Consider the following 23,974-nt stretch of genomic DNA (forward strand, 5'->3'; position numbering starts at 1 on the left):
CCCCCGCTTCACCCTTCGGCTTGCCGGTAAATGATCGTGGTACTGCCCACGACGACGCGTGAGCCGTCGCGGAGCGTAGCGCGCGTGGTGTGCTGTCCGTCTACCACGATCCCGTTCGTGGAGCCCAGATCCTGGATCGAGGAGGGGTTTCCGGCCCGGATCTCGCAGTGCCGGCGGGAGACTCCGGGGTCGTCGATCCGTACGTCGGCCTCCGTGCTGCGGCCGAGTACCAGCGTCGGGCCGGAGATCTGGTGCCGGTTGCCGTTGATCTCGACCCAGCGCCGCGTCTCGGAGCCCGGCAGCGGCCCGGCCGAACCGGAGGGGCCCGGCGCGTAGGACGGCGGGGAGGCGGGCACGGGCGGCGCCGACGCGGGGCGCGGCGGGTATCCGCCGCCGGCGTCGGCCGGGGCCGCGCCGCCCTGCTGCGGGGCCTGCTGGGAGGTGCTGGAGGCGAGGGTGCGGCTGCGCACCCGGTACAGGCCGGTGTCGAGATCGTCGGCCTTCTCCAGATGGACCTTGATCGGGCCCATGAACGTGTAGCGCTGCTGTTTGGCGTAATCCCGCACCATGCTGGCGAGTTCGTCCCCGAGCTGGCCCGAGTAGGGGCTGAGCCGCTCGTAGTCGGGCGGGCTGAGTTCCACGACGAAGTCGTTGGGGACGACCGTGCGCTCGCGATTCCAGATCGTTGCGTTGTTGTCGCACTCGCGCTGGAGGGCGCCCGCGATCTCCACGGGCTGCACCTCGGATTTGAACACCTTCGCGAAGGTGCCGTTCACGAGTCCTTCGAGCCGCTGCTCGAACCGCTTCAGTACTCCCACGACGCACCTCCTTCCCAGCTGTTCTCCGGCCTAGTGCCCGCTACGTCCCTGGCGCCTGTCTCGATGTCTCCGTCCCAGTGTCCCCGGCTTTCGGGCACGACGCTTCCGCGGTACTGCTTACTGATCGTATCCACGCGCGGAGGGAACGACTGGTTCCCCATCGGGGCCCGGTGCTCAAGTGTTGCCCCTCACAGTGGTCCGCGCGTGCCCCCGCCCGCAGTCCCGTACCGCCCTACACCCTTGCATGGATAGTAGAGCGCCCGTGCTGAGTCCCGCACCGAGTGTCCGGTCGGGCACGCGGGCCCCGTGGGCGGTGCCCGGCGGAAGCCTCCGAGGTGGCGGGGTGGAATACGGATGTGAGTCCACCCCCGGCAGCGTGCTAATCTTCTGGATGTCGGCAGGCGCCCGCACCGGGCGAGCCGGCAACACCCAATGCGCGGGTGGCGGAATAGGCAGACGCGCTGGATTCAGGTTCCAGTGTCCGAAAGGACGTGGGGGTTCAACTCCCCCCTCGCGCACAGCGACGAAGGCCCTCACCGGGTTCGGTGGGGGCCTTCGTCATGTTCTGCGGGAGGCGCGGTCCAAGCGCCGGGTCCGGCGGCCGTCGGTCGGGCGCTCGTCAGCCGGGTGCTCGTCGGTCAGGCGGCGAGCCGGGCGGCCAGTTCCTTGCCGCGGCTCTCGGCGGCCTCGTGCGCCCGGGCTCGGGAGGCCCTGGACGGCTCGACGAGGTGCTCCATGCCCGGCGTCGTCTCCGCCAGCGTGAGCTCCGGCACGATGAACTCGACATCCAGCCCGAAGCCCTCGGGGCCCAGCACCGTCTGCAGGTAGGGCAGGACGAACTCGAAGTTCTCACGCGGGGTGCCGGGACCGTAGCCGCCGCCCCGGCTGGCGACCACGGTGGCGGGCTTCCCCGCGGCCGTCCGGGTCTCGGCGGCGGTGGTGCGCCCCATCAGGATCACGTGGTCCAGCCATGCCTTGAGAGTCGAGGGAATCGCGTAGTTGTACATCGGGGCGCCGATCAGCACGGCGTCCGCCGCCTCCAGTTCCCCGATCAGCTGCTCGCGCAGGGCGAAGGCGGCGGCCTGCTCGGCGGTGCGGTCCGCCGGGGGCGTGAAGCCGGCGCCGGCGCCGAGGCCCTCCAGGTGTGGGACCGGGTCCGCGTTCAGGTCGCGGTAGATCACCTGTCCGTCCGGGTGCTGGGCCTGCCAGGCCTCGCGGAAGGAGGCGGTGACCGAGCGGGAGACCGAGCCGCCGTCGGGGAAGACCGAGGCGTCGAGGTGCAGGAGGGTGGCCATGGGAAGCTCCTAGTGATTCGTAAGCTGTCGAACTTTCCGACGTAGCTAGGTATAACACAGGTACTTACTTTTCTGCATCCGCTTGCGGCGGCGCAGTATCCTGGAGCCATGTCAGAGCTTGGAGAGGTGTGCGATCAGTCGCAGGAGGGCGCCGCGGCCGCGATCTGCACCGAGCCGGACAGCGCCGTCACCCGGGTCTTCCACGTGCTCGGCAAGCGATGGACGGGGCTGATCCTGGCCGCCCTGATGAGCGGCCCGGGCCACTTCGCCGAGCTGCGCCGCGCCGTTCCGGGCATCAGCGAGCGGATGCTCTCCGACCGGCTGACCGAGCTGGCCACGCTCGGCCTGGTGTTCCGCTCCGTCGAGGAGGGCCCACCGCTGCGGGTCAGCTACCGCCTCACCGACGCCGGGCACGCGCTGAAGCCCGCCATGGTCGAGCTCACCCGCTGGGCCGACGGCCACCTCCCGGACTCCGCGGGATCCTGCCCCGAGGCATTCCGGCGCTGAGCAGGGGAAGCTCCCCGGCTCCCCGTCCCCGGCGCGGCCGACCCCTCCGGCCCGGTGGAGGTTCCGGCCCCGAGGCGGGGGCTTCCGGCCACGGGGCGGTGCGCGGCGGTCGTAGGGTGGTCCCGATGAACCCCAACTCCCCCGCCCAGGCGAGCGAAGATCCCCCCGCGAGCGGCACCCCGGAGCCACCTGTTTCCGGGGCGGAGGCCCCGGAGGCGAACCGGCCGCCCGGGGCGAGCGCGGAACCCGGCACCGAGCGCCTGGAGAAGGCGGTGCGGGCCGCGGAGGCCGCGCTGATCGAGTACGAGATCGCGGTCGAGACCTTCCGCGTCGAGGTGGAGAACTTCTCCCGGCTGCACCACCAGCGGCTGGGCCCCGTCTACGCGCGGCTCGACGAGCTGGAGGCGCAGATCGCGGAGACCGTCGCGGCCCGCACCGGCGACCCCGAGGACATCCGGAAGGCCGACGCGGCACGTGGCGCCGTCCTGCCCATGCCCCAGGTCGAGGAGCTCTTCTTCGGCTGGATCGACTCGACCGGCATGCTCCCCGAGGCCCAGGCCATGCTCAACGAGGAGCCCGTCAGCCCACCGGGCCGGGTCCGGCCCAGCGAGGAGGCCCGCAAGGCGTACCGGGACCTGGTGCGCAAGGCCCACCCCGACCTCGCGCAGGACGACGCCGAACGCGAGCGTCGGGAGGCCTTCCTCGTGCGGGTGAACAAGGCGTACGCGGACGGTGACGCATCCGCGCTCGCCGCGCTCGCCGAGGAGTGGGCGGCGGGCCCGCTGCCCGGCCCCGTGGCCGAACTGCTGCGCAGCGAGGAGCTGTACGCCCGGCTCGAGTGGCTGGCCCGGCGCAAGGAGATGCTCGCCGACATGGCCGCGGAGCTGGAGGAGAGCGCCATCGGGGCCATGCTGAAGCTGGCGCCGGACGACCCCGACGCACTGCTGGACGAGATCGCCGAGCAACTGCTCGGACAGGTGGCCGAGCGCGAGCAGGAGCTCGCCCGGCTGAGAGAGGGAGAGCAGGAATGAACCCCGTTCCCGGGCAGGTACGGCAGACCGACGCCGCCTCCGTGCCGGCCGACGCACTGCTGCTGGACGTCCGCGAGGACGACGAATGGGCCGCCGGACGCGCTCCCGGCGCGCTGCACATCCCGATGAGCGAGTTCGTCGCCCGGCAGGGCGAGCTGACCGAACGCCTCGGCGACAGCGGTCCGGTGTACGTCGTCTGCCGGGTCGGCGGCCGCTCGGCGCAGGTCGCGGGCTACCTCTCCCAGCAGGGCGTGGACGCGGTCAACGTCGACGGCGGGATGCTGGCCTGGCAGAGCGCGGGCCGCCCCCTGGAGGGCGACGCGGACCCGGCGTTCGTGCGGTGACGACCCACCGGTGACCCTCTCGCCGGGTGCCCTCTCGGGTCTGTGCCGGGCGCCTCTTCGGGTCTCGGCTCGGTGGTCCTTCGGCGCGGCCCGATGGCTTTCCGCCGGTGACCGGTTGCCCGCCCCGTGCCCCACCCCGGCCGCGGGCGGCGCGGGACGCGCCCGCCCGTGCGGCTCAGCGGATGGCCGGGAGTGCCCCGGCCCTCACCCATCCGTTGGGAGCAGGCGGGAATCTCCGGGCCTTCGGGCCTTCGGGCCTTCGGGCCTTCGGGCCTTCGGGCCGGGGAGGATGTCAGGCGTCGAAGTCCACCTGCACCTCCTCCGTGAGGGGGTGGGACTGGCAGGCCAGGACATAGCCGACCGACAATTCCTCCTCCTCCAAGGCGAAGTTGCGGTCCATATGCACCTCACCGCCCAGCAGCCGGGCGCGGCAGGTGCCGCAGACCCCGCCCTTGCAGGCGTACGGGGCATCGGTCCGGTTCCGCAGCACCGCCTCCAGCAGGGTCTCGCCCTCCCGCACCGGCCAGCTGCCGCTGCGTCCGGCGAGGGTGGCGCGCACCGTGGCGGAGCCGGGCACCGTCCGGGTGGGCGGTGGCGGAGCCGCGGCGGCCGCCTCCGCGTGAAAGATCTCCTGGTGGACGCGGTTCGCGGGCACCTCCAGCGTCCGCAGCGCCTTGGCCGCGCCCTCCACCAGCCCCAGTGGGCCGCACAGGAACCAGCCGTCCGTCTCCCTCACCCCGGGGGCGGACAGCAGCGCGGGCAGCAGCGCGGTCAACCGCTCCTCGTCCAGCCGTCCGGAGGGCAGTCCGCTGTGCTGCTCCTCGCGGGAGAGCGCCGTCACCAGATGGAAGCGCCCGGGATAGCGGTCCTTGAGGTCGGCCACCTCTTCCAGGAACATCGTCGAGTCCGTGCTGCGGTCGCTGCGTATCAGGCAGAAGCGCGCTTCCGGCTCGCGTGCCAGCAGCGTGCCCGCGATGGACAGCACCGGTGTGATGCCGCTGCCGCCGACCACGGCGGCGAACCGGCCCGCACGGGGCTCCAGCACGAACCGGCCCATCGGCGGCAGTGCCTCGACGGTGCCGCCCGCAGTCAGTTCCTTGAGCGCGTACGTCGAGAACTCGCCGCCCTCCACCAGCCGGATACCCACCCGGAGCGTCTCGGGTCGAGGTGTCGCCGGGTCGCACAGCGAGTAGGTGCGGCGGATCTCCTCGCCCCGCTCGTTCATCCGCCGCAGGGTGAGGTGCTGCCCCGGGAGGTAGCCGAAGGTCTCCCGCAGTTCGGGCGGCACCTCGAGGGTGAGTGCGGCCGCGTCGTCGGTCAGCGGCTCCACCGAGCGGACCCGCAGCGGGTGGAAGGCGGGCACCCTCACACCTCCTTGAAGTGGTCGAACGGCTCCCGGCATGCGGTGCAGCGCCGCAGCGCCTTGCAGGCGGTGGACGAGAACCGGCTGAGCAACTCGGTGTCCGCCGCGCCGCAGTGCGGGCAGCGGACCGGCTCCGGAGCGGGTGGCCGGGCGTCCTCCGCCGGGTGCCGGGTGGGGGAGAGGCCGACCAGCACCGGCCCCGGGGCGGCGGCGCGGGCCCCGGCGCGCGGCGGGGCGACGCCGTGCTCGGCGAGCTTGCGGCGGCCCTCCGTGCTGATGTCGTCACTCGACCAGGGCGGCACCAGCACCGTGCGGACCTCGACCTGTGCCGCACCGGCAGCCCTGAGCACCTGTTCGATGTCCGCGGCCATCGCCTCGACGGCCGGGCAGCCGGTGTAGGTCGGGGTCAGCTCGACCAGCACATGCCCCGGCTCCGGCTCCTCCACCCGGCGCAGCACGCCCAGTTCGGCGAGAGTGATCACCGGCAGCTCGGGATCGGGCACCTCTCCGGCCAGCGCGGCGTAGGAGCCCGGCCGGGCCGACGCGGTCACCATGCCGCCCCCGGATGGCTGCGGTGCAGATGCTGCATCTCGGCCAGCAGCAGTCCGAACGGCTCGGTGTGCAGCCCCTGGCGGCCCGCACCGGCCGACCAGGCACCCTCGCTCGGGCCTTCCGGGACGGTGAGTCCGGCGCGTGCGAAGACGTCGCCGATGGCGGCGTGCCACTCCTCCGCCAGCGCCGGCCAGTCGACCTCCAGCCCTTCGACGGGCTGGAAGAGCTCGCCCGTGTACCGCCACAGCGTGTCGGCGGCGCGCTGGGTGCGGGCGTGGCTCTCCTCGGTGCCGTCGCCCAGCCGCAGGGTCCACTGCTCGGCGTGGTCGCGGTGGTAGGCCGTCTCGCGGACGGCCTTGGCCGCCAGCGGAAGCACCGGGGACAGCCGGGCGAAGAGCGGCTGCTGGTAGGTGGAGAAGAAGAGCTGCCGGACGATGGTGTGGGCGAAGTCCCCGTTGGGCTGCTCGGTCAACTGGCAGTTGCGGAAGGCGCGTTCCTCCCGGAGGAAGGCGATCTCGTCCTCGCTGCCCAGGATGTCGGAGAGCCCGGCGTAGAGGGCGCGGGCCTGGCCCAGCAGGTCCAGCGCGATGTTGGCCAGCGCCACCTCCTCCTCAAGGACCGGGGCGTGTCCGGCCCACTCGCCGAGGCGGTGGGAGAGGATCAGCGCGTCGTCACCGAGTGGGAGGGTGGCCAGGGCCGGGGGTGCGGGGGCGGTCACAGGTTTCGCACCCCCTCGGGCACCTCGTAGAAGGTCGGATGACGGTAGGGCTTGTCGGCGGCGGGTGCGAAGAAGGGGTCCTTCTCGTCGGGCGAGGAGGCGGTGATCTCTTGGGAGGGGACCACCCACAGGGAGACGCCCTCGGAGCGGCGGGTGAACAGGTCCCGCGCGTTGCGCAGCGCCATCTGGGCGTCCGGGGCGTGGAGGCTGCCCGCGTGGGTGTGCGAGAGGCCGCGCCTGCTGCGGACGAAGACCTCCCACAGGGGCCATTCGGCGCTCATGCTCGACTCCTCGTGCTGCGGGTGGCGGACGGTGCGACCGCGCCGTCCGGTGCGGTGTCCGGCCGTGCGTGACCGGTGGCCGCCTGCTCGGCTCGGTGGCCGACTCGGCCCTGTGCGGCGCCCTCTTCGGTGACCTCCGCGGCATGTGCGGCCGAGGGCTCGGCGGCCTTCCCGGTGGCCTTCCCGGTGGCCTGCCCGGCGGTGTGCCCGGCGGTGTGCCTGGCGGTGTGCTTGGCGGCGTGGGCCGCTGCCGCCTCCCGGACCCAGGCGCCGTGCTCGTGCGCCGTGCGCCGCCGGTGGAGTCGCTGCTCGTTGCAGGGGCCGTTGCCCTTGAGTACCTCGCGGAACTCCTGCCAGTCGATGGCGCCGAAGTCCCAGTGGCCGCGCTCCTCGTTCCAGCGCAGTTCGGGGTCGGGCAGGGTCACGCCCAGCGCCTCGGCCTGGGGTACGCAGATGTCCACGAAGCGCTGCCGCAGCTCGTCGTTGGAGTGCCGTTTGATCTTCCAGGCCATGGACTGCGCGCTGTGCGACGACTCGTCGTCCGGGGGGCCGAACATCATCAGTGAGGGCCACCACCAGCGGTCCACCGCGTCCTGCGCCATCGCACGCTGGGACTCGGTGCCGCGGGTCAGGGCCAGCAGCAGTTCGTAGCCCTGGCGCTGGTGGAAGGATTCCTCCTTGCAGATGCGCACCATGGCACGGGCGTAGGGGCCGTACGAGCAGCGGCACAGCGGTACCTGGTTGGTGATGGCCGCGCCGTCCACCAGCCAGCCGATGGCGCCGACGTCCGCCCAGGTGAGCGTGGGGTAGTTGAAGATCGAGGAGTACTTCTGGCGGCCCGCGTGCAGCTTGTCGAGCAGTTCGTCGCGGCTCGTGCCCAGCGTCTCGGCGGCGCCGTAGAGGTACAGGCCGTGGCCTGCCTCGTCCTGCACCTTGGCCATCAGGATCGCCTTGCGGCGCAGCGAGGGGGCGCGGGTGATCCAGTTGGCCTCCGGCTGCATGCCGATGATCTCGGAGTGTGCGTGCTGGGCGATCTGGCGTACCAGGGTGGAGCGGTAGGTGTCCGGCATCCAGTCCCGCGGCTCGATGCGCTCGTCGGCGGCGACCGCGGCGTCGAAGGCGGCCTGCGCCGCATCGGCCTCCGGCCCGGGACCGGAGCCGTCCGGCTGCCCGTCCGCTTCCGCCGCGTGGCCGCGCGGCGGCGATGTCACCGGTGTCATAGAGCCCCCTGATCCCTCGGTTTCCAGCCGACCGACCGATCGTTCGGTTCAAGGATGAGCGCGGGTTCCGGGGCTGTCAAGAGCGAATGCCGCCGACCGGCGGGGCCGGTCGGCTCCGCCCCAGTACCCTCTGAGAGTCTCTGAGACGGACCAGCCCGGTCATGGGCATGAAGAACATGGGGAGCAGGGGTAGGGCATGGAGCCAGCGGCGCACCAGGCGCCCGGGGGGGAAGGCATGCGCGGAATCGCCGCGCTCTCGCTGCCCGCGCGGATCTTCGTCGCGATAGCCGTGGCCGTCGTCACGGTCGGAATCGCGTTCCACGTGGCGATGGTCTTCCTGCAGACAGCCCCGGACAACACGATCAGCAAGCGGCACGGCGAACTCGTCGACTCCTACGTCTACCCGGAGTTCGAGCGCAACTGGAAACTGTTCGCGCCCAATCCCCTCCAGCAGAACGTCGCCGTACACGCCCGCGCCTCCGTCGCCAAGGACGGCCGCACGGAGACCACCGGCTGGGTCGACCTGAGCGCCATGGACGGCGCGGCCATCCACGGCAACCCGGCCCCCAGCCACACCCAGCAGAACGAACTGCGCCGCGCCTGGGAGTTCTACGTCGACAACCACGACGAGAAGGGCAAGCCCGTCGGGCTCCGCGGCGCGCTCTCCGAGCAGTACGTCAAGCGCATCGTGATGCGGCGGTTCGGCCCCGAGCTCAACGGCGGCAGCGTCGAGCGCATCCAGGTGCGCTCCGCCGTCACCCCGGTCGCCCCGCCCGACTGGAGCGACGAGCGCACCGAGGTGAAGACCAGGTACACCGTGCAGCCCTGGTGGCACGTCACCAGCGCCGACCTGCCGGGAGGCGGCAAGTGAGCGACCAGGGACAGTACATGGGGGTGCACGGCCTGCGGGTACGAATCGAGCGGTGCGTCTCGCGCGGTCTGACCCGGATCACCGCGCAGGCGCTCGGCCCCTACCAGACGGCGATCGTCCGGATCGGGTTCGGCGCGGCGTGGTTCTTCTTCCTGCTGCGCGAGTGGCCGCACCGGCAGGAGCTCTACGGCCCCGACAGCCCGTGGTCGTGGGGGCTGGCGGAGCGGCTCATCGAGACCAACGACGCCTTCTCGGTCCTGATGTGGTCCAGCAGCGACAACTGGTTCCAACTCGTCTACGTCGTCGCCCTGGCCGCGGCCGCCGCCGTGCTGCTCGGCTGGCACACCCGGGCCGCCACCGTGCTGTTCATGGTCGGGGTGCTCTCGCTGCAGAACCGCAGCGTCTTCATGGGGGACGGCGGAGACAACGTCATCCACCTGATGTCGATGTACCTCGTCTTCACCCGCTGCGCGCAGGTGTGGTCCCTGGACGCCAGGCGCGCGGCCCGCACCCGGCGGCGCCGGGAGGCCGCGGCGGACCGCACGGAGGATTTCCGGGCCGCGGAGCAGGGAGCGGACACCGAGGCGCCGGACACCGAGACGCCGGGCGGTGGGCGGCCGGCCGGTGCTCCGGCGGCCGGGAGCGACGCCGGGGTCGGCGGCGTGGTCCTGTGGACCGTGCTCGGCGCGGTTCTGCTGGGCAGCACCGTCGCGGGCGGGTTCACCGTCGGCTGGGCCCTCTTCTACTGGGGGCTGTGGGCCGTGCACGGACTGTGGTGGTCCGTCCGGCGGGCCGCGGCGCGCGGCGGTGCGGCGGTGCGCGAGATGCGCGACGTGTGCGACATCCTCGCCAACCTGGTGCACAACGGCGTGCTGCTCGTCATCATGATCGAGGTCTGCCTGGTCTACTCGACGGCCGGCTGGTTCAAGATCCAGGGCACTCGCTGGCAGGACGGCACGGCCGTCTACTACCCGATGAACCTGGACTACTTCACGCCCTGGCCCGACCTGAGCCACCTGCTGGCGGCCAACGGCATCATGGTCTTCCTGGTCACCTACGGCACCGTCGCCACCCAGGTCGCCTTTCCGTTCACCCTCCTCAACCGGCGCGCGAAGAACGTCCTGCTGGCCTTCATGATCGCGGAGCACCTCAGTATCGCCGTGCTGCTCGGGCTGCCGTTCTTCTCGCTGGCGATGATCGCGGCGGACGCCGTCTTCCTGCCGACCGTCTTCCTGATCTGGCTCGGCCGGAGCACCACCGCGCTGGGCGGCCGAGCGCGAGGCCTGCTGCCGGGCCGCGGCCGCCGAGCGCCCCGGCCGGATCCGGAACCCGCGGCGGAGGTCCCGAAGGTCTCCGTCTGAGGGCCGCCCACGGCTCCCGGGGCACATCCGGGCCCGGGGATGCCACCCGCCGGAGTGCCGGAGGCCCGGGCCGGGTGGTCCGGGGCGCCGCGTAGGGTGGCTCGGATGACGGCGGAGACGGCTGAGAGCCGGTGGGCGCGCCATGCGGCCGACGGCGTGCTGCTGGACGGGTTCCACGCGCTCAAACACGCGCTGCGGTTCGGCGCGCGGGTGCCGGTCGCGCTCGCCACCGACCGCCGCGCCGCGCTCGCCCTCGCCGAGGAGCTCGCCCCCGACCTGACCGGAGCGCTCGACGCCCTGCTGCGGGAGGTGCCCGGCGCGACCCTGAGCGCTCTGGTGCCACGCGCGCACCCCACCGGTGTGGCGGCGCTCGCGCTCCGGGACCCGGCCTCGGACCCGACGGCCGTCGGACCGGGGGACCGGGCGGCGCCGCTCGTCGTCCTCGACGACCCGCGCAACCTCGGCAACGTGGGCGCGGTGGTACGGCTGGCGGCGGGTGCGGGGGCCGGCGGGGTACTCACCACCGGCGACCTCGACCCCTGGCACCCCGCCGCGGTACGGGCGGGTGCCGGACTGCACTTCGCCACCCGGGTCGCGCGGCGCCAGGTGGCCGAACTCCCGGACGGTCCGCTGCTCGCCTTCGATCCGGAGGGCGCCGATCTGCGCTCCGTCGCCGTGCCCGACAGGGCGCTGCTGGCCTTCGGCTCGGAGCGGCACGGCCTCTCGGCCGGGATGCGTGCCCGTGCCGACCGCCTGGTGGCGCTTCCGATGCGCCCGCAGGTCTCCAGCTACAACCTGGCCACCAGCGTGGCGATGGCGCTCTACCACTGGATGGCCGCACCGCGCTGACGGCCGGCCGCACCGCGCTGACGGCCGGCCGCACCGCGCGTACGGCCGGCCGTACGCCGGCGGACGCAACCGCGCCGACAAGGCCGGCCCGCGAGGCGGAACCGGCCCTGTCGCCCTCGATCCGGTGAGCCCCGCGGGCTCGGTCGCACGCCGCAGGCGGGCTACAAGTACGGGCCGCCCGTGCGGTGCTGCGCCTCACCGGGCTGTCCCGCGGCCTCCTCGGGCAGTACCCCCGGCGGCAGTGCCCTGCGCATCTGCTCCAACTGTGCACGCGCCGCCATCTGCTGGGCGAACAGCGCGGTCTGGATGCCGTGGAAGAGCCCCTCCAGCCAGCCCACCAACTGGGCCTGCGCGATGCGCAGCTCGGCGTCGGTGGGGGTGGACTCCTCCGTGAACGGGAGGGAGAGCCGCTCCAGCTCCTCGATCAGCTCGGGGGCGAGCCCGTCCTCCAGCTCCTTGATCGAGCTGGTGTGGATCTCCTTGAGCCGCGCCCTGCTGGCCTCGTCCAGCGGCGCCGCCTTCACCTCTTCCAGCAGCTGCTTGATCATGCTGCCGATCCGCATGACCTTCGCGGGCTGTTCCACCATCTCCGTCAGGGGGACCTCAGCCTGCTCATCGCCCTCGCCGTCGCCGCCCTTGGGGGTGGGACTGCCGAGAGCCATCCCGTCCGGGCCCACGACCAGAACCTGGGGGCTCTCCTGCGACTTCTCGTTGCTCGGCTGTGTCATGCCCCCCATTCTGCATCTGCGGGGAGACCGACGCCGAGCGAGGGCGGGAACATCCCGCGTCCGACCGGGCGGCGCCACCGCCGCCCGGGTCCCGCTCCTGGTGGCGGCGTCCTTCCCGCGCGCCCCCCGGCGAGTGCCCGGTCAGGCGCCGCGGCGAACGCGCAGGGCCAGGAAGGCGAGTCCCAGACCCATGAGCGTCAGACCGGTGCCGAGCGGCAGTACGGGCAGCACCTGCCCGGACGGCTGCGCGGCGAGCCGGCCGCGCCGCGGCTCCTCGCTCTGCGGGCTCGCGTCGTCCGCCGCGTACAGGTCGTGCTTGCCGATGGCCTGGCCGGACGGACGGGGAGCGGTGCCGTTCCCGAAAGAGGCGGGGGGCCGCAGCGCGGCCCGGTGGTTCGGCGGGTCGGTCCGGCGCTGCTGTCGCCGGTCCTGCCGCCGGTCGCCCTCTCCGTGCGCGGGCGGCTGTTCCCCTCGGCGCTCCCTGGGCGCGTGTTCCTCGTGCGCCGTGCGCTGCCGGCTTGTGCCCTGCCGGTGCTGGTCCTGCCGGTGCTGGTCCTGCTTCGCGGCGCGCTCCTCCTGCTCCTCCGCGCGCCGGCCGCCCGGCTGCTCCTCCCGCGGGTGCGGTTTCGGCTGTTCTCCCCCCGGCTGCCGGGCCTCGCGCTCGTTCTCCGCCCCCTGCCCGTGCGCGTCCTCTTCGCCGGGCCGCGGCCCGGTTCCGCTGTTCCCCTCGACGCGCCGTTCGGCCTCCCCGTTGTCCCACCGCACCGGGTGCCCCCTTCGGTCGGCGGGCGCCCGGAAGAACGGGGGGCCGGTGAGGGAGGGTGCCGCGCCGGGCAGTCCCGAGGGCTGTCCGGGGGCGCCGGGCAGTGGGGACCGGGGTTCCGTGCCGGGGAGGCGCGGCGATTCGGGCGGCTGCGGGAATCGGGGCAGCTTCGGCAGGTCCGGAAGCCGCGGCATCCGGGGGGCCTGGGGACGGGGCGCCCAGGTGCGCGGTGGAGCCGCGGGCGGCAGCAGGCCGGATGCCGCGTCCGGAGCGCCACCGGGCGCGGCGGTACCGGAAGCGGGGCCGCTGGGCGTGCCCCCGGACAGGGGAGCGCCGGGGGCCGAGGCGGCCCCGGACGCGGTGCGGTCCCCGTCGGGGACCGCGGGCTCCCCCGCAGCGGCGACAGGCGCGGGGAGTGCCAGGAACGCGCAGGTCAGCAAGGTGACCGCAGTGTTCCGTCGCTGAGTGTGCCGCACGACCGTGACCCTTCCGCACTGGATGGTCCGCAGACCGTCCCAGCGTCACATGAAGGGATAAGATCGGCATTTCGGACAGAGGGAACGGGTGACAGCGCCCGCGTGACTCCGCCGCAACCGGAGCGCGCGCAACCGGAGTCCGCCGTAACCGGGCTCGCGCGGGCGGGCACCGGTGGCGGGGTACGGGGTCGCACCGTGCGGCCCCACGCCCCCTCCCGCAGCCGGGCGCGGGAGGGAGGCGCCGTCAGCGGGTGCAGCCCTCAGCCTGCGGTGACCAGCAGGATCTTGCCGACGTGGCCGCTCTCGTCCAGGAGCTGGTGGGCGCGGGCGGCCTCGCGCATCGGCACCGTGCTGTCCACGACGGGGCGCACCCGGCCGTCCGACAGCAGGGGCCACACGTGTTCGCGGACGGCGGCCACGATGGCCGCCTTCTCGGCCGTCGGGCGGGCCCGCAGCGACGTGGCCGTCACGGCGCCGCGCTTGGCCAGCAGCGCGCCCAGGTTCAGCTCCCCCTTGGTGCCGCCCTGCATACCGATGACGGCCAGTCGGCCGTTCACCGCGAGGGCCTTGACGTTGCGCTCGAGGTATTTGGCGCCCATGTTGTCCAGGATCACGTCGGCGCCCGCGCCGTCGGTGGCCGCACGCAGCTCCTCGACGAAGTCCTGCTCGCGGTAGTTGATCAGGATGTCGGCCCCCAACTCGGCGCACCGCCGCAGCTTCTCCGCCGTGCCCGCCGTCACCGCGACCCGGGCGCCCACCGACTTGGCGAGCTGGACGGCCATCGTGCCGATGCCGCTGGAGCCGCCGTGCACCAGCAGGGTCTCGCCCGGACGCAGGTGCGCCACCATGAAGACGTTCGACCAGACCGTGCAGGTGACCTCCGGCAGACCGGCCGCCGCCGTGACGTCGACTCCTTCGGGTACGGGCAGGAGCTGTCCGGACGGCACCACGACCCGCTCGGCGTAGCCGCCGCCACCGAGCAGCGCGCACACCTGGTCGCCGACCGACCAGCCGGACACTCCGGGCCCGAGGGCCGCGATGCGCCCCGCGCACTCCAGGCCGGGGTAGGGGCTGGTGCCGGGCGGCGGATCGTAGAAGCCCTGGCGCTGCAGGACATCCGCGCGGTTGACGGCACTCGCCGCGACGTCGACGAGGACTTCGCCCTCCCCGGGCTCCGGGTCCGGGACCTCCGCCCAGACCAGGGCCTCGGGGCCGCCGGGTTCGGGAATCGTGATCGCATGCATGCGGCCGACGCTACCCGCACCTCCCGGCACCGGGACGGTTCCGGTCCCCGGCCGTCCCCGGCCGCCGGCCGTCCCCCGGGTACGTGCCACACGCCGGCCCCGGCGTTCAGGCCGCGTAGGTGAAGCGGAGTTTCTGGTCCGGAGTGGGCACGTACGCCTGATGGCAGCCGGTGCAGAACCAGAACCAGGAGTCCTCCTTGCCCGGCCCCGTCTCCCGGGTGTCCTTCCACAGCAGGCGCTCCGGGCAGTTGGGGCAGGTCGGTGGCGGGTCCATCGCGTCATCGTCACGCCTGCGCCCGGCGGTGGTCGGCCGGGCGCCGCACAGTCACCTGAAGGGATGAGGGGCGGGGGTGTGCTGCTACCGCAGGTCGCCGCGCGGTATGTCCGCTTCGGGGCCCTTCCGGGAGGCACGGTGGATGACGACCAACCGGTCCGTGAGCTCCAGCTCCGCGGCCTCCGGGTCGTCGAAGGCCAGTATCCGGTGCCCGCGGACGATGGAGACGACCAGGTCCGGGCAGTCGCGCGGGGAGCGCCCGGCCTCCGCCTTGGTGACCGGGCGCTCCTTCAGATCGAGGCCGGTGCCCTGCTGGATGAGGTTCTCTATCACCGAGCTGGCGTTCGGGCTGAGCATCGCCAGCCCGAGCAGCCGGCCCGCCGCGCTGGCGCTGGTGATCACCTGGTCCGCGCCCGACTGCCGCAGCAGCGGTGCGTTCTCCTCCTCGCGCACCGCCGCCACGATGTTTATCCGCGGGTTGAGCTGCCGCGCGGTCAGCGTCACCAGCACCGAGGTGTCGTCCCGCTGCGGGGCGATCACGATCTGCTTGGCCCGCTGCACCTCGGCCCGGATCAGTACCTCGCTGCGGGTGGCGTCGCCCTCGACCCCGGCGAACCCCTCCGCGTTGGCGGTCTTGACGGCGTGCCCGTGCGGATCGATGACGACGACCTGATTGCGGCCCAGCCCCGTCGACAGCAGGGTCTGGACGGCGGAGCGGCCCTTGGTGCCGAATCCGACGACGACGGTGTGGTCGCGCAACGCGGACCTCCAGCGGTTCAGGCGCCACTGCTGCCGGGTGCGGTCCGTCAGCGCCTCGAGGGTGGTGCCGATGAGGATGATCAGGAACAGCACGCGGAGCGGCGTGATGACGAGAATGTTGACGAGCCGCGCGCTGTCGGACGCGGGGGTGATGTCGCCGTAGCCGGTCGTGGAGAGCGTGACGGTGGTGTAGTAGAGACAGTCCAGGAACGACACGTCGCTGTCGGTGTTGTCGGCGTAGCCGCCCCGGTCCAGGTAGACCAGCAGCACCGTGATCCACAGCACGGCGAGCGCGGCGAACAGCCGGCGGGCGACCTGCCGCTGCGGGCTGATGTCCGGACGCGGCAGCAGCACCGAGCCCAGCCGCTCGGTGGTCGCGCCGGCCCCCTCCGGCCGCCTCACCACGGCAGGTCCAGTACCGGAACGTCCGTACCGGGTGCGCCGCCGCCGGGCGGCACCACCGCCAGCGCGTCGCAGGAGGCCACGCCGCGGAGCATCGCCGGACCGGCGTAGCGCAGCGGCCGGATGCGCGCCCGGAGGCCCGAGCCCTCGTACCGCACGGGTACCAGCCGGGTGTCGTGCGGGTGTCCGGACACCTCCGCGCCCAAGGTGGCCTCCCGCGCTTCGGGCGCCCCGCGCCCGGCCAGTGCGCGCAGCAGCGGTGCGGCCAGGGTGACGAGGCCGGAGAGCGCGGCCAGCGGATTTCCGGGCAGCCCCACCAGGAACCGGTGGCGCGGCTGTCCGCCGGTGCTCTGCCGGTCCCCCGGTCCGAGCACGGCCAGCAGCATGGGATGCCCGGGGCGGACGCGCACACCGTGCACCAGGAGCCGCGCGTCGAGGCGGCGCAGTGTCGGCCGGAGGTGGTCCAGCGGTCCGGCCGCTGTGCTGCCGGTGGTGACGAGCACATCGGCCGTCGAGCCGGCCAGCGCCTCGTGCAGGGCCTCGGCGTCGTCGCCCAGCAGCCGGGTGACGGTCACCTCGGCCCCCAGAGCCGTCAGCCAGGGCTCGACCATCGGTCCGAGCGCGTCCCGGATCCGGCCGTCCCGGGGCAGTCCGCGGTGCAGCAGTTCGTCGCCCAGGACGAGCACTTCGGCCCGCGGCCGGGGCACCGTCGGCAGATCGTCGTACCCGGCTGCCGCGGCCAGCCCCAGCACGGCAGGGGTGACGGCCGCGCCTGCCGGGAGCAACTCGTCGCCCTTGCGGCACTCCTGGCCGCGCGGACGGATGTCGGTACCGGGCTGCGGCGGAGTGGCCGTACGCACCCGCGCGCCGGCGTGCCGGACCGCCTCCCGGCGCAGCACGGCGCTGGCGCCGGGCGGGACGCGGGCGCCGGTGGCGATCCGGACCGCCTCCCCGTCGGCGAGCTGCGGGGGCTCCGCGCGGGCGCCCGCCAGCAGACCGGGGCGCTCGGTGCCGTCCGCCGCGCGGGCGGGCTCCCACGGGCCGGGGCCGGACACCGCCCAGCCGTCCATCGCCGAGGTGTCGAACGGTGGCAGGTCGGTGAGTGCCCGCAGCGGTGCGGCAAGCGTACGGCCCAGCGCGTGTGCGAGGGGGACGGTCTCGGGGGGGAGCGCGGTGACGGCCGAGGACGCCAGCGCCACGGCCTCGGACCAGGTGACCGCCGGCTGCCGGGCCCCGTCGTCGCTCCGGTCCTGCGGGTGCTGCCGCGACTGCCCCCGTCCGTGCGGGTCCTGGCCGGTACCTTCCGTGGTGCCGGTGCCGGTGCCGGTGCCGGTGCCGGTGCTTGTGCTCGTGCCCGTCGGCTGCCGGGTTCCGTCCGCCGCGCCGCTCCCCGGGTGCCCGGCCGGGCCGTCGCCGCCGTGTCCGGACCGGCCGCCGCCTGCCGCGACCCCCTCGGGCGGGTGCGCGCCGCCCGGGACGGCTCCGCGGCCCGTGTCACCCGCAGCAGGCCGGGCCCCGCCCGGGTGCTCGGCGGGGCCGGGGGCGTCGCCGCCGTCGGGGCCCTCGGTGCCGTCGGCGCCCCACTGGATCCGCCGGATGCGTTTGAGGCGCGGTGCGGGGGGTGGATCCTGGCGGATCCGGCCGCTGTTGGCCAGGGCGATGGCCTCGTCGAGTTCGTCGGCGTCGCTCATCGGCCGTCTGTCTGCTCGGAGGGGCTGCCCGGGCCGTCCGTGGCGGGCGGCCCGGGGGTGTTCCCGGAGCCGTCCGCTCCGGGGGTATCTCCGCCCGACTCGTCGGCCCAGCGCCGGGCGAGCCGGGCGGCCGCCTCCGCCGCCCGCGCGACGTCCTGTGGCGAACCGCCCGCCCGCGCCGCCGCATAGCCCACCAGGAACGTGGTCAGCGGCGCCGCGGGGCGCGCGACGCCGTGCGCCGCGTCCCGGGCGAGAGCGAGCAGGGCTGAGGTGTCGACGTCGAGTTCGATGCCGAGCTCGGTCTTGACCGCGGAGATCCATTCATCCAGCACGCTTTCATGCTCCCTGATGCGGGCCCTCGCTGTGGCGATGTCGCCCCAGGTGTCGCAGTCGAGGGCGGCGGCGGTGACGGAGGGCGCGGTCACCCGGTGCAGCATCAGCCCTTGGAGCACCATCCGCAACGGCAGCCCCGTCAGGGAACCGTACTCGGTTCGCAACAGCGCCAGTTCGCGGCGCAGCGGGTCCACCCGGTAGGCGGCCAGCAGCGGTTGGTCGCGGCCGTCGTGGCCGACGGCGGCCTCGGTCCCGTCCGGCACGGACACCAGGGTGCGCACCGCCGACGGTGAGAGGAACGGCAGATCGGCGGAGACGACGAGCACCGGACCCTCCGCCCCGGGCATGCCGTCCCCAGGCCGTCCGCCCGCCGCCCCGTGCCCGGGGCCGGTTCGCCCCGCGCCGGAGCCCGTGCGTGCCCCCGCCCGCGCGTCCGGAGCCGCCGCCAGTGCATCCAGACCCGCCTGCAGGGCCGCGAGCGGGCCGCCGCCGGGGGGCTCCTCGCGAGCCCACAGCACCGGGCGGCACGTCGGACGGCGCGGCCCCACCACCACGGTGGCCGTCGCGTCGCCGCACGCCGCGAGGACCCGGTCGAGCAGCGTGCGGCCGCCGACCGTGACCGCGGGTTTGTCGGCCCCGCCCAGCCGCCGCGCGCCGCCGCCCGCGAGGACGAGGGCCGTGTACGGGCGGCCGGCGCTGTCCGGTGCCGGGCGCACCCGCCCGGCACCGCCCGCCGGGTGCGGGCGGTCGGGCGGTCCGGCTGCCGAGGGAGGTCCTGGGGCCTGCGTCACGCCTCAGAGGGTACGGAGTAGCCGCGCCGGACGCTCCACGCAGTCCGCGACATGGCGCAGGAACCCGCCCGCGGTGCCGCCGTCGCACACCCGGTGATCGAAGGTGAGGGACAACTGCACGACACTGCGGACGGCCAACGCGTCGCCGACCACCCACGGTTTGCGGGCGATGCGGCCGACACCGAGCATCGCCGCCTCCGGGTGGTTGATGATCGGGGTGGAGCCGTCCACGCCGAACACGCCGTAGTTGTTCAGCGTGAACGTGCCGCCGGTCAGCTCGCCGGGGGTGAGGGTCCCGGCGCGGGCCGCCTCGGTCAGCCGGGCCAGCTCCGCGGTGAGCTGCTCGGCGCTCAGCGTGTGCGCGTCGCGGACCACCGGGACGACGAGGCCCCGGTCCGTCTGCGCCGCGAACCCCAGATGCACCTCGGGCAGCACGACGATCTCGCGCGCCTCGGTGTCCACCGTCGAGTTCAGCTCCGGGAAGCGCGCCAGCGCCGCGGTGCACAGCCGGCCCAGCAGGGCCGGCAGCGAGATCGGTGCCGCGGCCGGGTCGCCGTCGGCGGCGGCGTTCATCTCCTTGCGCGCGGCGAGCAGTTCGGTGGCGTCGGCGTCCACCCAGCAACTGGCGTCCGGGATCTCCGCGCGGCTGCGGGTGAGCCGGTCGGCTGCCGTGCCGCGCATGCCGCGCAGCGGAATGCGCCGCTCCTGCCGGGCTGCCCCGGCCCGGGCCCCGCCGGGCTCCGCGGTGCCCTCCGGCACGGGCGCCTCCCGCGGGGGTGCGTCCTCCCGCACGGCGTGCACCGCGCGTTCCACGTCCGCGCGCAGGATGAGCCCGTCCGGACCGCTGCCCGTCATCGCCCGCAGATCCAGGCCGTGCTCCCGGGCCAGCCGGCGGACCAGCGGAGAGATCACCGGGACGGGGCCGGCCGCAGCCCGTCCGCCCCGGGTGGGGCGCTCCGGCGCCGTACGGCCCGCCCCGCGGGCGGGGGCACCCCGGTCGGCTCCGGACCGGGACTCCTCCCCTGCCCCCGCTCCGGGCGCCGCCGCGATTCCGCCGAGGCCGGCGCCGGGCGCTCCCGCACCGGCCGGGCCGGACAGTCCGGACAGCCGCAGCGCCGCCCGGGGCCGGCGCGCAGGCGCCTGCGCCGTCCCGTAGCCGACCAGCACATTGCCCGAGCCGCCGACGTGCTCCGCCTCGCCCGCCCGGTCCGCTTCGTCGGCCCGCTCATCGGGTGTCCCCGCGGCTCCGCCGCCCGGGCCGGACGCACCGCCGTCGGGGCTCATCGCGACGGTGACCAGCGGCGCGCCCACGGCCACCTCGGCTCCCTCGTCGGCCGCGTGCGAGGTGACCACGCCCGCGAAGGGGCAGGGGACCTCCACGAGCGCCTTGGCCGTCTCGACCTCGACGACCGGCTCGTCGACCCGCACGGTGTCGCCCACCGGTACCAGCCAGCGGACGATCGTCGCCTCGGTCAGCCCCTCGCCCAGGTCCGGCAGCGCGAACTCGCGCACCTCACCCATCAGAGCGCACCCCCGCCCCGGCCCTCGGCGCCGTCCCGGCCGCTGGTGAAGCCGCTCTCCCACTGGAGCCGCGCGACGGCGTCCAGCACCCGGTCGACACCCGGAAGGTGGTGCCGCTCCAGCATCGGCGGCGGATAGGGGATGTCGAAGCCGGCGACCCGCAGCACCGGCGCCTCCAGATGGTGGAAGCAGCGCTCGGTGATCCGGGCCGCGATCTCACCGCCCGGGCCGGCGAAGCCGGGGGACTCGTGCACGACGACGGCCCGCCCGGTGCGCCGTACCGAAGCGGCAACGGTCTCCTCGTCGAACGGGGACAGCGTACGCAGGTCGACCACCTCCAGGTCCCAGCCCTCCGCGCCGTCCTCGCGCGCCGCCTCGGCGGCCTCCAGGCAGACCGGTACGGACGGGCCGTAGGTGATCAGCGTCGCGGAGCTGCCGCGGCGGCGCACGACGGCCTTGCCGATGCCCGGCACCGCGTCCGGCTCCTCCGGGTCCCAGTCGGCCTTCGACCAGTACAGCCGCTTCGGTTCGAGGAAGACCACCGGGTCGTCGGAGGCGATGGCGGCCCGCAGCAGCCCGTAGGAGTCGGCGACCGTGGCCGGGGTGACGACGTGCAGGCCCGGTGTGGCCAGGTAGTACGCCTCGGAGGAGTCGCTGTGGTGCTCCACACCGCCGATTCCGCCGCCGTAGGGGATGCGCACCGTCAGCGGCATGGGCAGCCTGCCGCGGGTGCGGTTGCGCATCCGGGAGACGTGCGAGACGAGCTGCTCGAACCCGGGGTAGGCGAACGCGTCGAACTGCATCTCCACCACCGGCCGCAGCCCGTACATCGCCATCCCGACCGCCGTGCCGAGGATGCCCGCCTCCGCCAGCGGGGTGTCGGCGCACCGGTCTGCGCCGAACTCCGCGGTCAGCCCGTCCGTCACCCGGAAGACGCCGCCGAGCGTGCCGACGTCCTCGCCGAGGACGTGTACCGCCGGGTCGTCGGCAAGCGCGTCGCGCAGGGCCCGGCGCAGTGCCTGCCCCATGGTGGCGGGCCTGCGGTCGGTGCGTGCGGCGGTGTGCTGCCGTACCGCGGTGCTCATCGGGTCTCCTCCCCCGCAGCCGGGTTCCCGGCGGGCCGTGCGGCGGCCGCCTCTTGCTCCGCGGCCAGCTCGGCGCGCAACTGCGCGGCCTGCTCGCGCAGTTGCGGTGTCGGTTCCGCGTAGACGTGCGCGAACAGTTCCATCGGGTCCGGCTGCGGGTCCTGGTGCATCCGCTCGCGCAGCTCCGCCGCCTGCCGCTCGGCTGCCGCCTCGGCCTCCCGCACGGTCTCCTCGTCCAGCAGCCCGCGGTCCCGCAGCTCGCGCTCCAGGAGCGTCACCGGGTCGTGCGCCCGCCACGCCTCGACCTCGCCGTCGGCGCGGTAGCGGGTCGCGTCGTCGGCGTTGGTGTGTGCCTCCAGCCGGTAGGTGACCGCCTCGACGAGGGTGGGGCCGCCGCCCGACCGGGCGCGCTCCAGCGCCTCGGCCAGCACCTCGTGCACCGCGACCGCGTCGTTGCCGTCCACCAGCCGCCCCGGGACGCCGTAGCCGACCGCCTTGTGGGCCAGTGAGGGCGCCGCGGTCTGCTTGGCCAGCGGTACGGAGATCGCGAAGCCGTTGTTCTGCACCAGGAAGACGGCGGGCGCCTGCCATACGGCGGCGAAGTTGAGCGCCTCGTGGAAATCGCCCTCGCTGGTGCCGCCGTCGCCGACCAGTGCGAGCGCCGCCACCTCGTCGCCTTTCAGCCGGGCGGCGTGCGCCAGCCCGACCGCGTGCGGAAGCTGGGTGGCCAGCGGGGTGCACAGCGGCGCGACCCGGGTGCCGGGCGAGTCGTAGCCGTGGTGCCAGTCGCCGCGCAGCAGCGACAGCACCTCGACCGGGTCCAGACCGCGCGCCACCGCGGCGAGGGTGTCGCGGTAGCTGGGGAAGAGCCAGTCCTCCGCACGCAGCGCCAGCGCCGCGGCGACCTGGCACGCCTCCTGCCCCCGTGAGGAGGGATAGACCGCCAGCCGGCCCTGCCGGGTCAGCGCGGTCGCCTGCTCGTTGAACCTCCGCCCCCGCACGACGGCGGCGTACAGCCGGCGCAGCAGGTCCGCGTCCGGACCGGTGTCGCCCTCGCGTTCCGCCGTCCGGGTGCCCAGGACGCGGTAGGGCTCGGCCTCGGGGAGGAGCGGCGCGGCTTCGGTGCGGGGGCGCCACGAGGGAGGAGGGGCGGGGGTGTAGGTTCCTGGCTGCTCTAGGACCGTCATGACGAGCACCTCCTCGTGGGCGGGCTGCGGCGCGTGCGGGCTGCGGATACGCCCGGCCCGCGCCGGCCTTCTGGCGCGCCGGCCTGCCGATGGCCGTACCACCGGCAGGCCGGGCCGGGTGGCCGGGTGGGCCACCCCTACCGATTGTTCGGTCGACGGCACATTTTGGCTACGGGTGGCCTCTGCCTGTGGACAACTGGCCCGCAAAACCGTTCGATGTCCGCAGAGTGTCCATGCGGGGGAGGCGAAGGACCGTGCGGGGTGAACATATGGCCAACGGCCCCGGGGAAACCGACCCGCCGGCCGGGCACCGGCTTCCCGCCCGGCCGCTGGACTCCGTCGACCGCGACATCCTGCGGCTGCTGCGTGCCGACGGCCGGGCGTCCGTGCGGTCGGTCGCCGAGCGGGTGCACGTCTCACGTGCCAACGCGTACGCGCGCATCAACCGGCTGCTCGACGACGGCGTGATCCGCGGCTTCAGCGCCCGCGTCGACCAGGAGCGCGCGGGCCACGGAGCCTCGGCCTACATCACCCTCAAGATCGTCCAGGACTCCTGGCGCAGCGTCCGCGAGAAGCTCCGGGAGTTGCCGGGCGCGGCCCACATCGCGCTGGTCAGCGGGGATTTCGACGTTCTGCTGCTGGTGCACACCCCGGACAACCGGGCCCTGCGGGACCTCGTGCTGACCCGCATCCAGTCCATGCCGGAAGTGCTGAGCACCCGCACGCTGCTGGTGTTCGAGGAGACCGACCTGGAGCCGGGGCCGTAGGCCCGCGGGCTCTCAGCCGGTGCGCAGGCCCGCGAAGGCGGTGCGGACGACGGCCTCGGCCACCTCGGCGCTGCTGGTGCCGGCGCCGCCCGCCTCGGGCGCCGTGCCCTCCGGCCCGCCGGGGTGTGCCGCGCGCTCGGGGCGATACCACTCGGCGATCGAGTTGATCATGCCGAACAGCAGCCGGGTCGCGAGCCGGGCGTCGACGTCGGAACGCAGGTCCCCGTCCGCCGCCGCCTGCTTGACCAGCTCGGCCACCCGCTGGTCGAACTCCCGGCGCCGGGACATCGCCCAGATCTCCGTCTCGGTGTTTCCGCGCACCCGCAGCAGCAGCGTCACGTACGGCAGCTCGGCCAGCAGCACCTCGACCGTGCGGCGGGTGACGTGCTCCAGCCGCTCCACCGCCCGCCCCTCGCGCGCCCGGGGCTCCTCCAGGACCGCGAACAGCTCGTCGAGCGCCCGGCTTATCCCCCTGCGCAGCAGCTCTTCCTTGCCGCGTACGTGGTGGTAGATCGACGACTTGGAGATCCCGGCCGCCTGGGACAGGTGCTCCATCGAGGTGCCGTCGTAGCCCCGCTCGTTGAACACCCGCACGGCGACGGAGAGCAGCGAGTCGGGCGTGTAGGTGTCGCGCTTGACCGTGGGCATGCGGCCGATGCTAGCCGGGCCGTCCTCCGGTGCCGCCGGGCGCCGGGAGGGGGGCCGTGCGGCCCGTGGCGCCGGGCCCCGCGCGTGCTGCCGAG

General features: G+C 74.2%; 25 protein-coding genes and 1 tRNA gene. 8 read left to right on the top strand and 18 right to left on the bottom strand.

What is annotated here, in order from left to right; all coding sequences use genetic code 11:
- Positions 1-8 precede the first annotated feature (8 nt).
- Positions 9-818: a DUF3662 and FHA domain-containing protein gene (locus P2424_RS15645; RefSeq protein WP_276476343.1), complete on the bottom strand. Its 810-nt coding sequence runs from the start codon at positions 816-818 to the stop codon at positions 9-11.
- Positions 819-1,252: 434 nt separating this feature from the next.
- Between P2424_RS15645 and P2424_RS15650 the strand changes: the two genes are divergently transcribed.
- Positions 1,253-1,336 (top strand) — tRNA-Leu (locus P2424_RS15650).
- A 120-nt stretch (positions 1,337-1,456) separates the two neighbouring features.
- Here P2424_RS15650 and P2424_RS15655 read toward each other — a convergent pair.
- Complete coding sequence (locus P2424_RS15655; protein WP_276476344.1) at positions 1,457-2,113, bottom strand: NAD(P)H-dependent oxidoreductase; 657 nt, start codon at positions 2,111-2,113, stop codon at positions 1,457-1,459.
- Positions 2,114-2,221: 108 nt separating this feature from the next.
- Here P2424_RS15655 and P2424_RS15660 point away from each other — a divergent pair, with 108 nt between their 5' ends.
- The 3 genes from P2424_RS15660 (at position 2,222) to P2424_RS15670 (ending at position 3,995) form a co-directional block, all read left to right on the top strand.
- Positions 2,222-2,620 carry a helix-turn-helix domain-containing protein gene (locus P2424_RS15660; protein WP_276476345.1) on the top strand — a complete coding sequence of 133 codons (399 nt, stop codon included), beginning with the start codon at positions 2,222-2,224 and terminating at the stop codon, positions 2,618-2,620.
- 125 nt (positions 2,621-2,745) lie between these two features.
- On the top strand, positions 2,746-3,651 hold the full coding sequence (locus P2424_RS15665) for a J domain-containing protein (RefSeq protein WP_276476346.1): 906 nt from the start codon (positions 2,746-2,748) through the stop codon (positions 3,649-3,651).
- A complete protein-coding gene (locus P2424_RS15670) occupies positions 3,648-3,995 on the top strand; it encodes a rhodanese-like domain-containing protein (RefSeq protein WP_276476347.1) in 348 nt (115 codons plus the stop codon). Before P2424_RS15665 ends, P2424_RS15670 begins: the two co-directional genes overlap by 4 nt.
- A 292-nt stretch (positions 3,996-4,287) precedes the next feature.
- Here the strand turns inward: P2424_RS15670 and P2424_RS15675 are convergent, their stop codons facing one another.
- From P2424_RS15675 to paaA, 5 genes are read right to left on the bottom strand one after another with little or no spacing between them, the layout of a single operon-like run.
- A complete protein-coding gene (locus tag P2424_RS15675; RefSeq protein WP_276476348.1) occupies positions 4,288-5,358 on the bottom strand; it encodes a 2Fe-2S iron-sulfur cluster-binding protein in 1,071 nt (356 codons plus the stop codon).
- 2 nt (positions 5,359-5,360) lie between these two features.
- Positions 5,361-5,912: a 1,2-phenylacetyl-CoA epoxidase subunit PaaD gene (paaD, locus tag P2424_RS15680; protein ID WP_276476349.1), complete on the bottom strand. Its 552-nt coding sequence runs from the start codon at positions 5,910-5,912 to the stop codon at positions 5,361-5,363.
- Positions 5,906-6,628 (bottom strand): 1,2-phenylacetyl-CoA epoxidase subunit PaaC, encoded by a 723-nt coding sequence (gene paaC / locus P2424_RS15685; RefSeq protein WP_276476350.1) that lies wholly within the window; start codon positions 6,626-6,628, stop codon positions 5,906-5,908. The genes paaD and paaC overlap by 7 nt, the downstream gene beginning before the upstream one ends.
- Positions 6,625-6,909 (bottom strand): 1,2-phenylacetyl-CoA epoxidase subunit PaaB, encoded by a 285-nt coding sequence (paaB, locus tag P2424_RS15690; RefSeq protein ID WP_276476351.1) that lies wholly within the window; start codon positions 6,907-6,909, stop codon positions 6,625-6,627. Before paaB ends, paaC begins: the two co-directional genes overlap by 4 nt.
- Entirely contained in the window at positions 6,906-8,129 is a 1,224-nt protein-coding gene (paaA, locus tag P2424_RS15695; protein ID WP_276476352.1) for a 1,2-phenylacetyl-CoA epoxidase subunit PaaA, read from the bottom strand. Before paaA ends, paaB begins: the two co-directional genes overlap by 4 nt.
- A 235-nt stretch (positions 8,130-8,364) precedes the next feature.
- Here paaA and P2424_RS15700 point away from each other — a divergent pair, with 235 nt between their 5' ends.
- The 3 genes from P2424_RS15700 (at position 8,365) to P2424_RS15710 (ending at position 11,210) form a co-directional block, all read left to right on the top strand.
- Positions 8,365-9,000, top strand: a complete 636-nt coding sequence (locus P2424_RS15700; RefSeq protein WP_276476353.1) for a DUF5819 family protein — start codon at positions 8,365-8,367, stop codon at positions 8,998-9,000.
- 17 nt (positions 9,001-9,017) lie between these two features.
- On the top strand, positions 9,018-10,361 hold the full coding sequence (locus P2424_RS15705; RefSeq protein ID WP_276478993.1) for an HTTM domain-containing protein: 1,344 nt from the start codon (positions 9,018-9,020) through the stop codon (positions 10,359-10,361).
- A gap of 105 nt (positions 10,362-10,466) precedes the next feature.
- Entirely contained in the window at positions 10,467-11,210 is a 744-nt protein-coding gene (locus P2424_RS15710) for a TrmH family RNA methyltransferase (RefSeq protein WP_276476354.1), read from the top strand.
- A gap of 161 nt (positions 11,211-11,371) precedes the next feature.
- On the opposite strand, the gene P2424_RS15715 is transcribed toward P2424_RS15710, so the two are convergent.
- The 10 genes from P2424_RS15715 to pdhA all read right to left on the bottom strand — a co-directional run bounded on the left by P2424_RS15715 (position 11,372) and on the right by pdhA (position 22,464).
- Positions 11,372-11,938, bottom strand: coding sequence for a bacterial proteasome activator family protein (locus P2424_RS15715; RefSeq protein WP_276476355.1), 567 nt, complete (start codon positions 11,936-11,938; stop codon positions 11,372-11,374).
- A gap of 141 nt (positions 11,939-12,079) precedes the next feature.
- On the bottom strand, positions 12,080-12,703 hold the full coding sequence (locus P2424_RS15720; RefSeq protein WP_276476356.1) for a hypothetical protein: 624 nt from the start codon (positions 12,701-12,703) through the stop codon (positions 12,080-12,082).
- Positions 12,704-13,437: 734 nt separating this feature from the next.
- Positions 13,438-14,421: an NAD(P)H-quinone oxidoreductase gene (locus tag P2424_RS15725; protein WP_276476357.1), complete on the bottom strand. Its 984-nt coding sequence runs from the start codon at positions 14,419-14,421 to the stop codon at positions 13,438-13,440.
- Between the two features lie 106 nt (positions 14,422-14,527).
- Positions 14,528-14,695: a hypothetical protein gene (locus P2424_RS15730; RefSeq protein ID WP_019356801.1), complete on the bottom strand. Its 168-nt coding sequence runs from the start codon at positions 14,693-14,695 to the stop codon at positions 14,528-14,530.
- 84 nt (positions 14,696-14,779) lie between these two features.
- A complete protein-coding gene (locus tag P2424_RS15735) occupies positions 14,780-15,859 on the bottom strand; it encodes a potassium channel family protein (protein WP_276476358.1) in 1,080 nt (359 codons plus the stop codon).
- Entirely contained in the window at positions 15,853-17,547 is a 1,695-nt protein-coding gene (locus P2424_RS15740) for a molybdopterin molybdotransferase MoeA (RefSeq protein ID WP_276476359.1), read from the bottom strand. Before P2424_RS15740 ends, P2424_RS15735 begins: the two co-directional genes overlap by 7 nt.
- Positions 17,544-18,596, bottom strand: coding sequence for a DUF6457 domain-containing protein (locus tag P2424_RS15745; RefSeq protein WP_276478994.1), 1,053 nt, complete (start codon positions 18,594-18,596; stop codon positions 17,544-17,546). The genes P2424_RS15740 and P2424_RS15745 overlap by 4 nt, the downstream gene beginning before the upstream one ends.
- Before the next feature lie 78 nt (positions 18,597-18,674).
- Positions 18,675-20,192 carry a dihydrolipoamide acetyltransferase family protein gene (locus P2424_RS15750; protein ID WP_276476360.1) on the bottom strand — a complete coding sequence of 506 codons (1,518 nt, stop codon included), beginning with the start codon at positions 20,190-20,192 and terminating at the stop codon, positions 18,675-18,677.
- The gene (locus P2424_RS15755; RefSeq protein WP_276476361.1) at positions 20,192-21,277 is read right to left on the bottom strand and encodes an alpha-ketoacid dehydrogenase subunit beta; all 1,086 of its coding nucleotides are present in this window, start codon (positions 21,275-21,277) and stop codon (positions 20,192-20,194) included. The genes P2424_RS15750 and P2424_RS15755 overlap by 1 nt, the downstream gene beginning before the upstream one ends.
- Positions 21,274-22,464 carry a pyruvate dehydrogenase (acetyl-transferring) E1 component subunit alpha gene (pdhA, locus tag P2424_RS15760; RefSeq protein WP_276476362.1) on the bottom strand — a complete coding sequence of 397 codons (1,191 nt, stop codon included), beginning with the start codon at positions 22,462-22,464 and terminating at the stop codon, positions 21,274-21,276. The genes P2424_RS15755 and pdhA overlap by 4 nt, the downstream gene beginning before the upstream one ends.
- A gap of 269 nt (positions 22,465-22,733) precedes the next feature.
- Between pdhA and P2424_RS15765 the strand changes: the two genes are divergently transcribed.
- A complete protein-coding gene (locus P2424_RS15765; RefSeq protein WP_276476363.1) occupies positions 22,734-23,231 on the top strand; it encodes an Lrp/AsnC family transcriptional regulator in 498 nt (165 codons plus the stop codon).
- A gap of 12 nt (positions 23,232-23,243) precedes the next feature.
- On the opposite strand, the gene P2424_RS15770 is transcribed toward P2424_RS15765, so the two are convergent.
- Positions 23,244-23,879 carry a TetR/AcrR family transcriptional regulator gene (locus P2424_RS15770; protein WP_276476364.1) on the bottom strand — a complete coding sequence of 212 codons (636 nt, stop codon included), beginning with the start codon at positions 23,877-23,879 and terminating at the stop codon, positions 23,244-23,246.
- Positions 23,880-23,974 lie beyond the last annotated feature (95 nt).

Source organism: Streptomyces sp. WMMB303, assembly GCF_029351045.1.
Classification (GTDB): Bacteria; Actinomycetota; Actinomycetes; order Streptomycetales; family Streptomycetaceae; genus Streptomyces.

Bases quoted from the DNA above. Each gene is read 5' to 3' on its own strand.
- P2424_RS15655 (WP_276476344.1), bottom strand. From the start codon at position 2,113: ATGGCCACCCTCCTGCACCTCGACGCCTCGGTCTTCCCCGACGGCGGC.
- P2424_RS15660 (WP_276476345.1), top strand. From the start codon at position 2,222: ATGTCAGAGCTTGGAGAGGTGTGCGATCAGTCGCAGGAGGGCGCCGCG.
- P2424_RS15665 (WP_276476346.1), top strand. From the start codon at position 2,746: ATGAACCCCAACTCCCCCGCCCAGGCGAGCGAAGATCCCCCCGCGAGC.
- P2424_RS15670 (WP_276476347.1), top strand. From the start codon at position 3,648: ATGAACCCCGTTCCCGGGCAGGTACGGCAGACCGACGCCGCCTCCGTG.
- paaD (WP_276476349.1), bottom strand. From the start codon at position 5,912: ATGGTGACCGCGTCGGCCCGGCCGGGCTCCTACGCCGCGCTGGCCGGA.
- paaB (WP_276476351.1), bottom strand. From the start codon at position 6,909: ATGAGCGCCGAATGGCCCCTGTGGGAGGTCTTCGTCCGCAGCAGGCGC.
- paaA (WP_276476352.1), bottom strand. From the start codon at position 8,129: ATGACACCGGTGACATCGCCGCCGCGCGGCCACGCGGCGGAAGCGGAC.
- P2424_RS15700 (WP_276476353.1), top strand. From the start codon at position 8,365: ATGCGCGGAATCGCCGCGCTCTCGCTGCCCGCGCGGATCTTCGTCGCG.
- P2424_RS15705 (WP_276478993.1), top strand. From the start codon at position 9,018: ATGGGGGTGCACGGCCTGCGGGTACGAATCGAGCGGTGCGTCTCGCGC.
- P2424_RS15710 (WP_276476354.1), top strand. From the start codon at position 10,467: ATGACGGCGGAGACGGCTGAGAGCCGGTGGGCGCGCCATGCGGCCGAC.
- P2424_RS15715 (WP_276476355.1), bottom strand. From the start codon at position 11,938: ATGACACAGCCGAGCAACGAGAAGTCGCAGGAGAGCCCCCAGGTTCTG.
- P2424_RS15725 (WP_276476357.1), bottom strand. From the start codon at position 14,421: ATGCATGCGATCACGATTCCCGAACCCGGCGGCCCCGAGGCCCTGGTC.
- P2424_RS15730 (WP_019356801.1), bottom strand. From the start codon at position 14,695: ATGGACCCGCCACCGACCTGCCCCAACTGCCCGGAGCGCCTGCTGTGG.
- P2424_RS15740 (WP_276476359.1), bottom strand. From the start codon at position 17,547: ATGAGCGACGCCGACGAACTCGACGAGGCCATCGCCCTGGCCAACAGC.
- P2424_RS15750 (WP_276476360.1), bottom strand. From the start codon at position 20,192: ATGGGTGAGGTGCGCGAGTTCGCGCTGCCGGACCTGGGCGAGGGGCTG.
- P2424_RS15755 (WP_276476361.1), bottom strand. From the start codon at position 21,277: ATGAGCACCGCGGTACGGCAGCACACCGCCGCACGCACCGACCGCAGG.
- pdhA (WP_276476362.1), bottom strand. From the start codon at position 22,464: ATGACGGTCCTAGAGCAGCCAGGAACCTACACCCCCGCCCCTCCTCCC.
- P2424_RS15765 (WP_276476363.1), top strand. From the start codon at position 22,734: ATGGCCAACGGCCCCGGGGAAACCGACCCGCCGGCCGGGCACCGGCTT.
- P2424_RS15770 (WP_276476364.1), bottom strand. From the start codon at position 23,879: ATGCCCACGGTCAAGCGCGACACCTACACGCCCGACTCGCTGCTCTCC.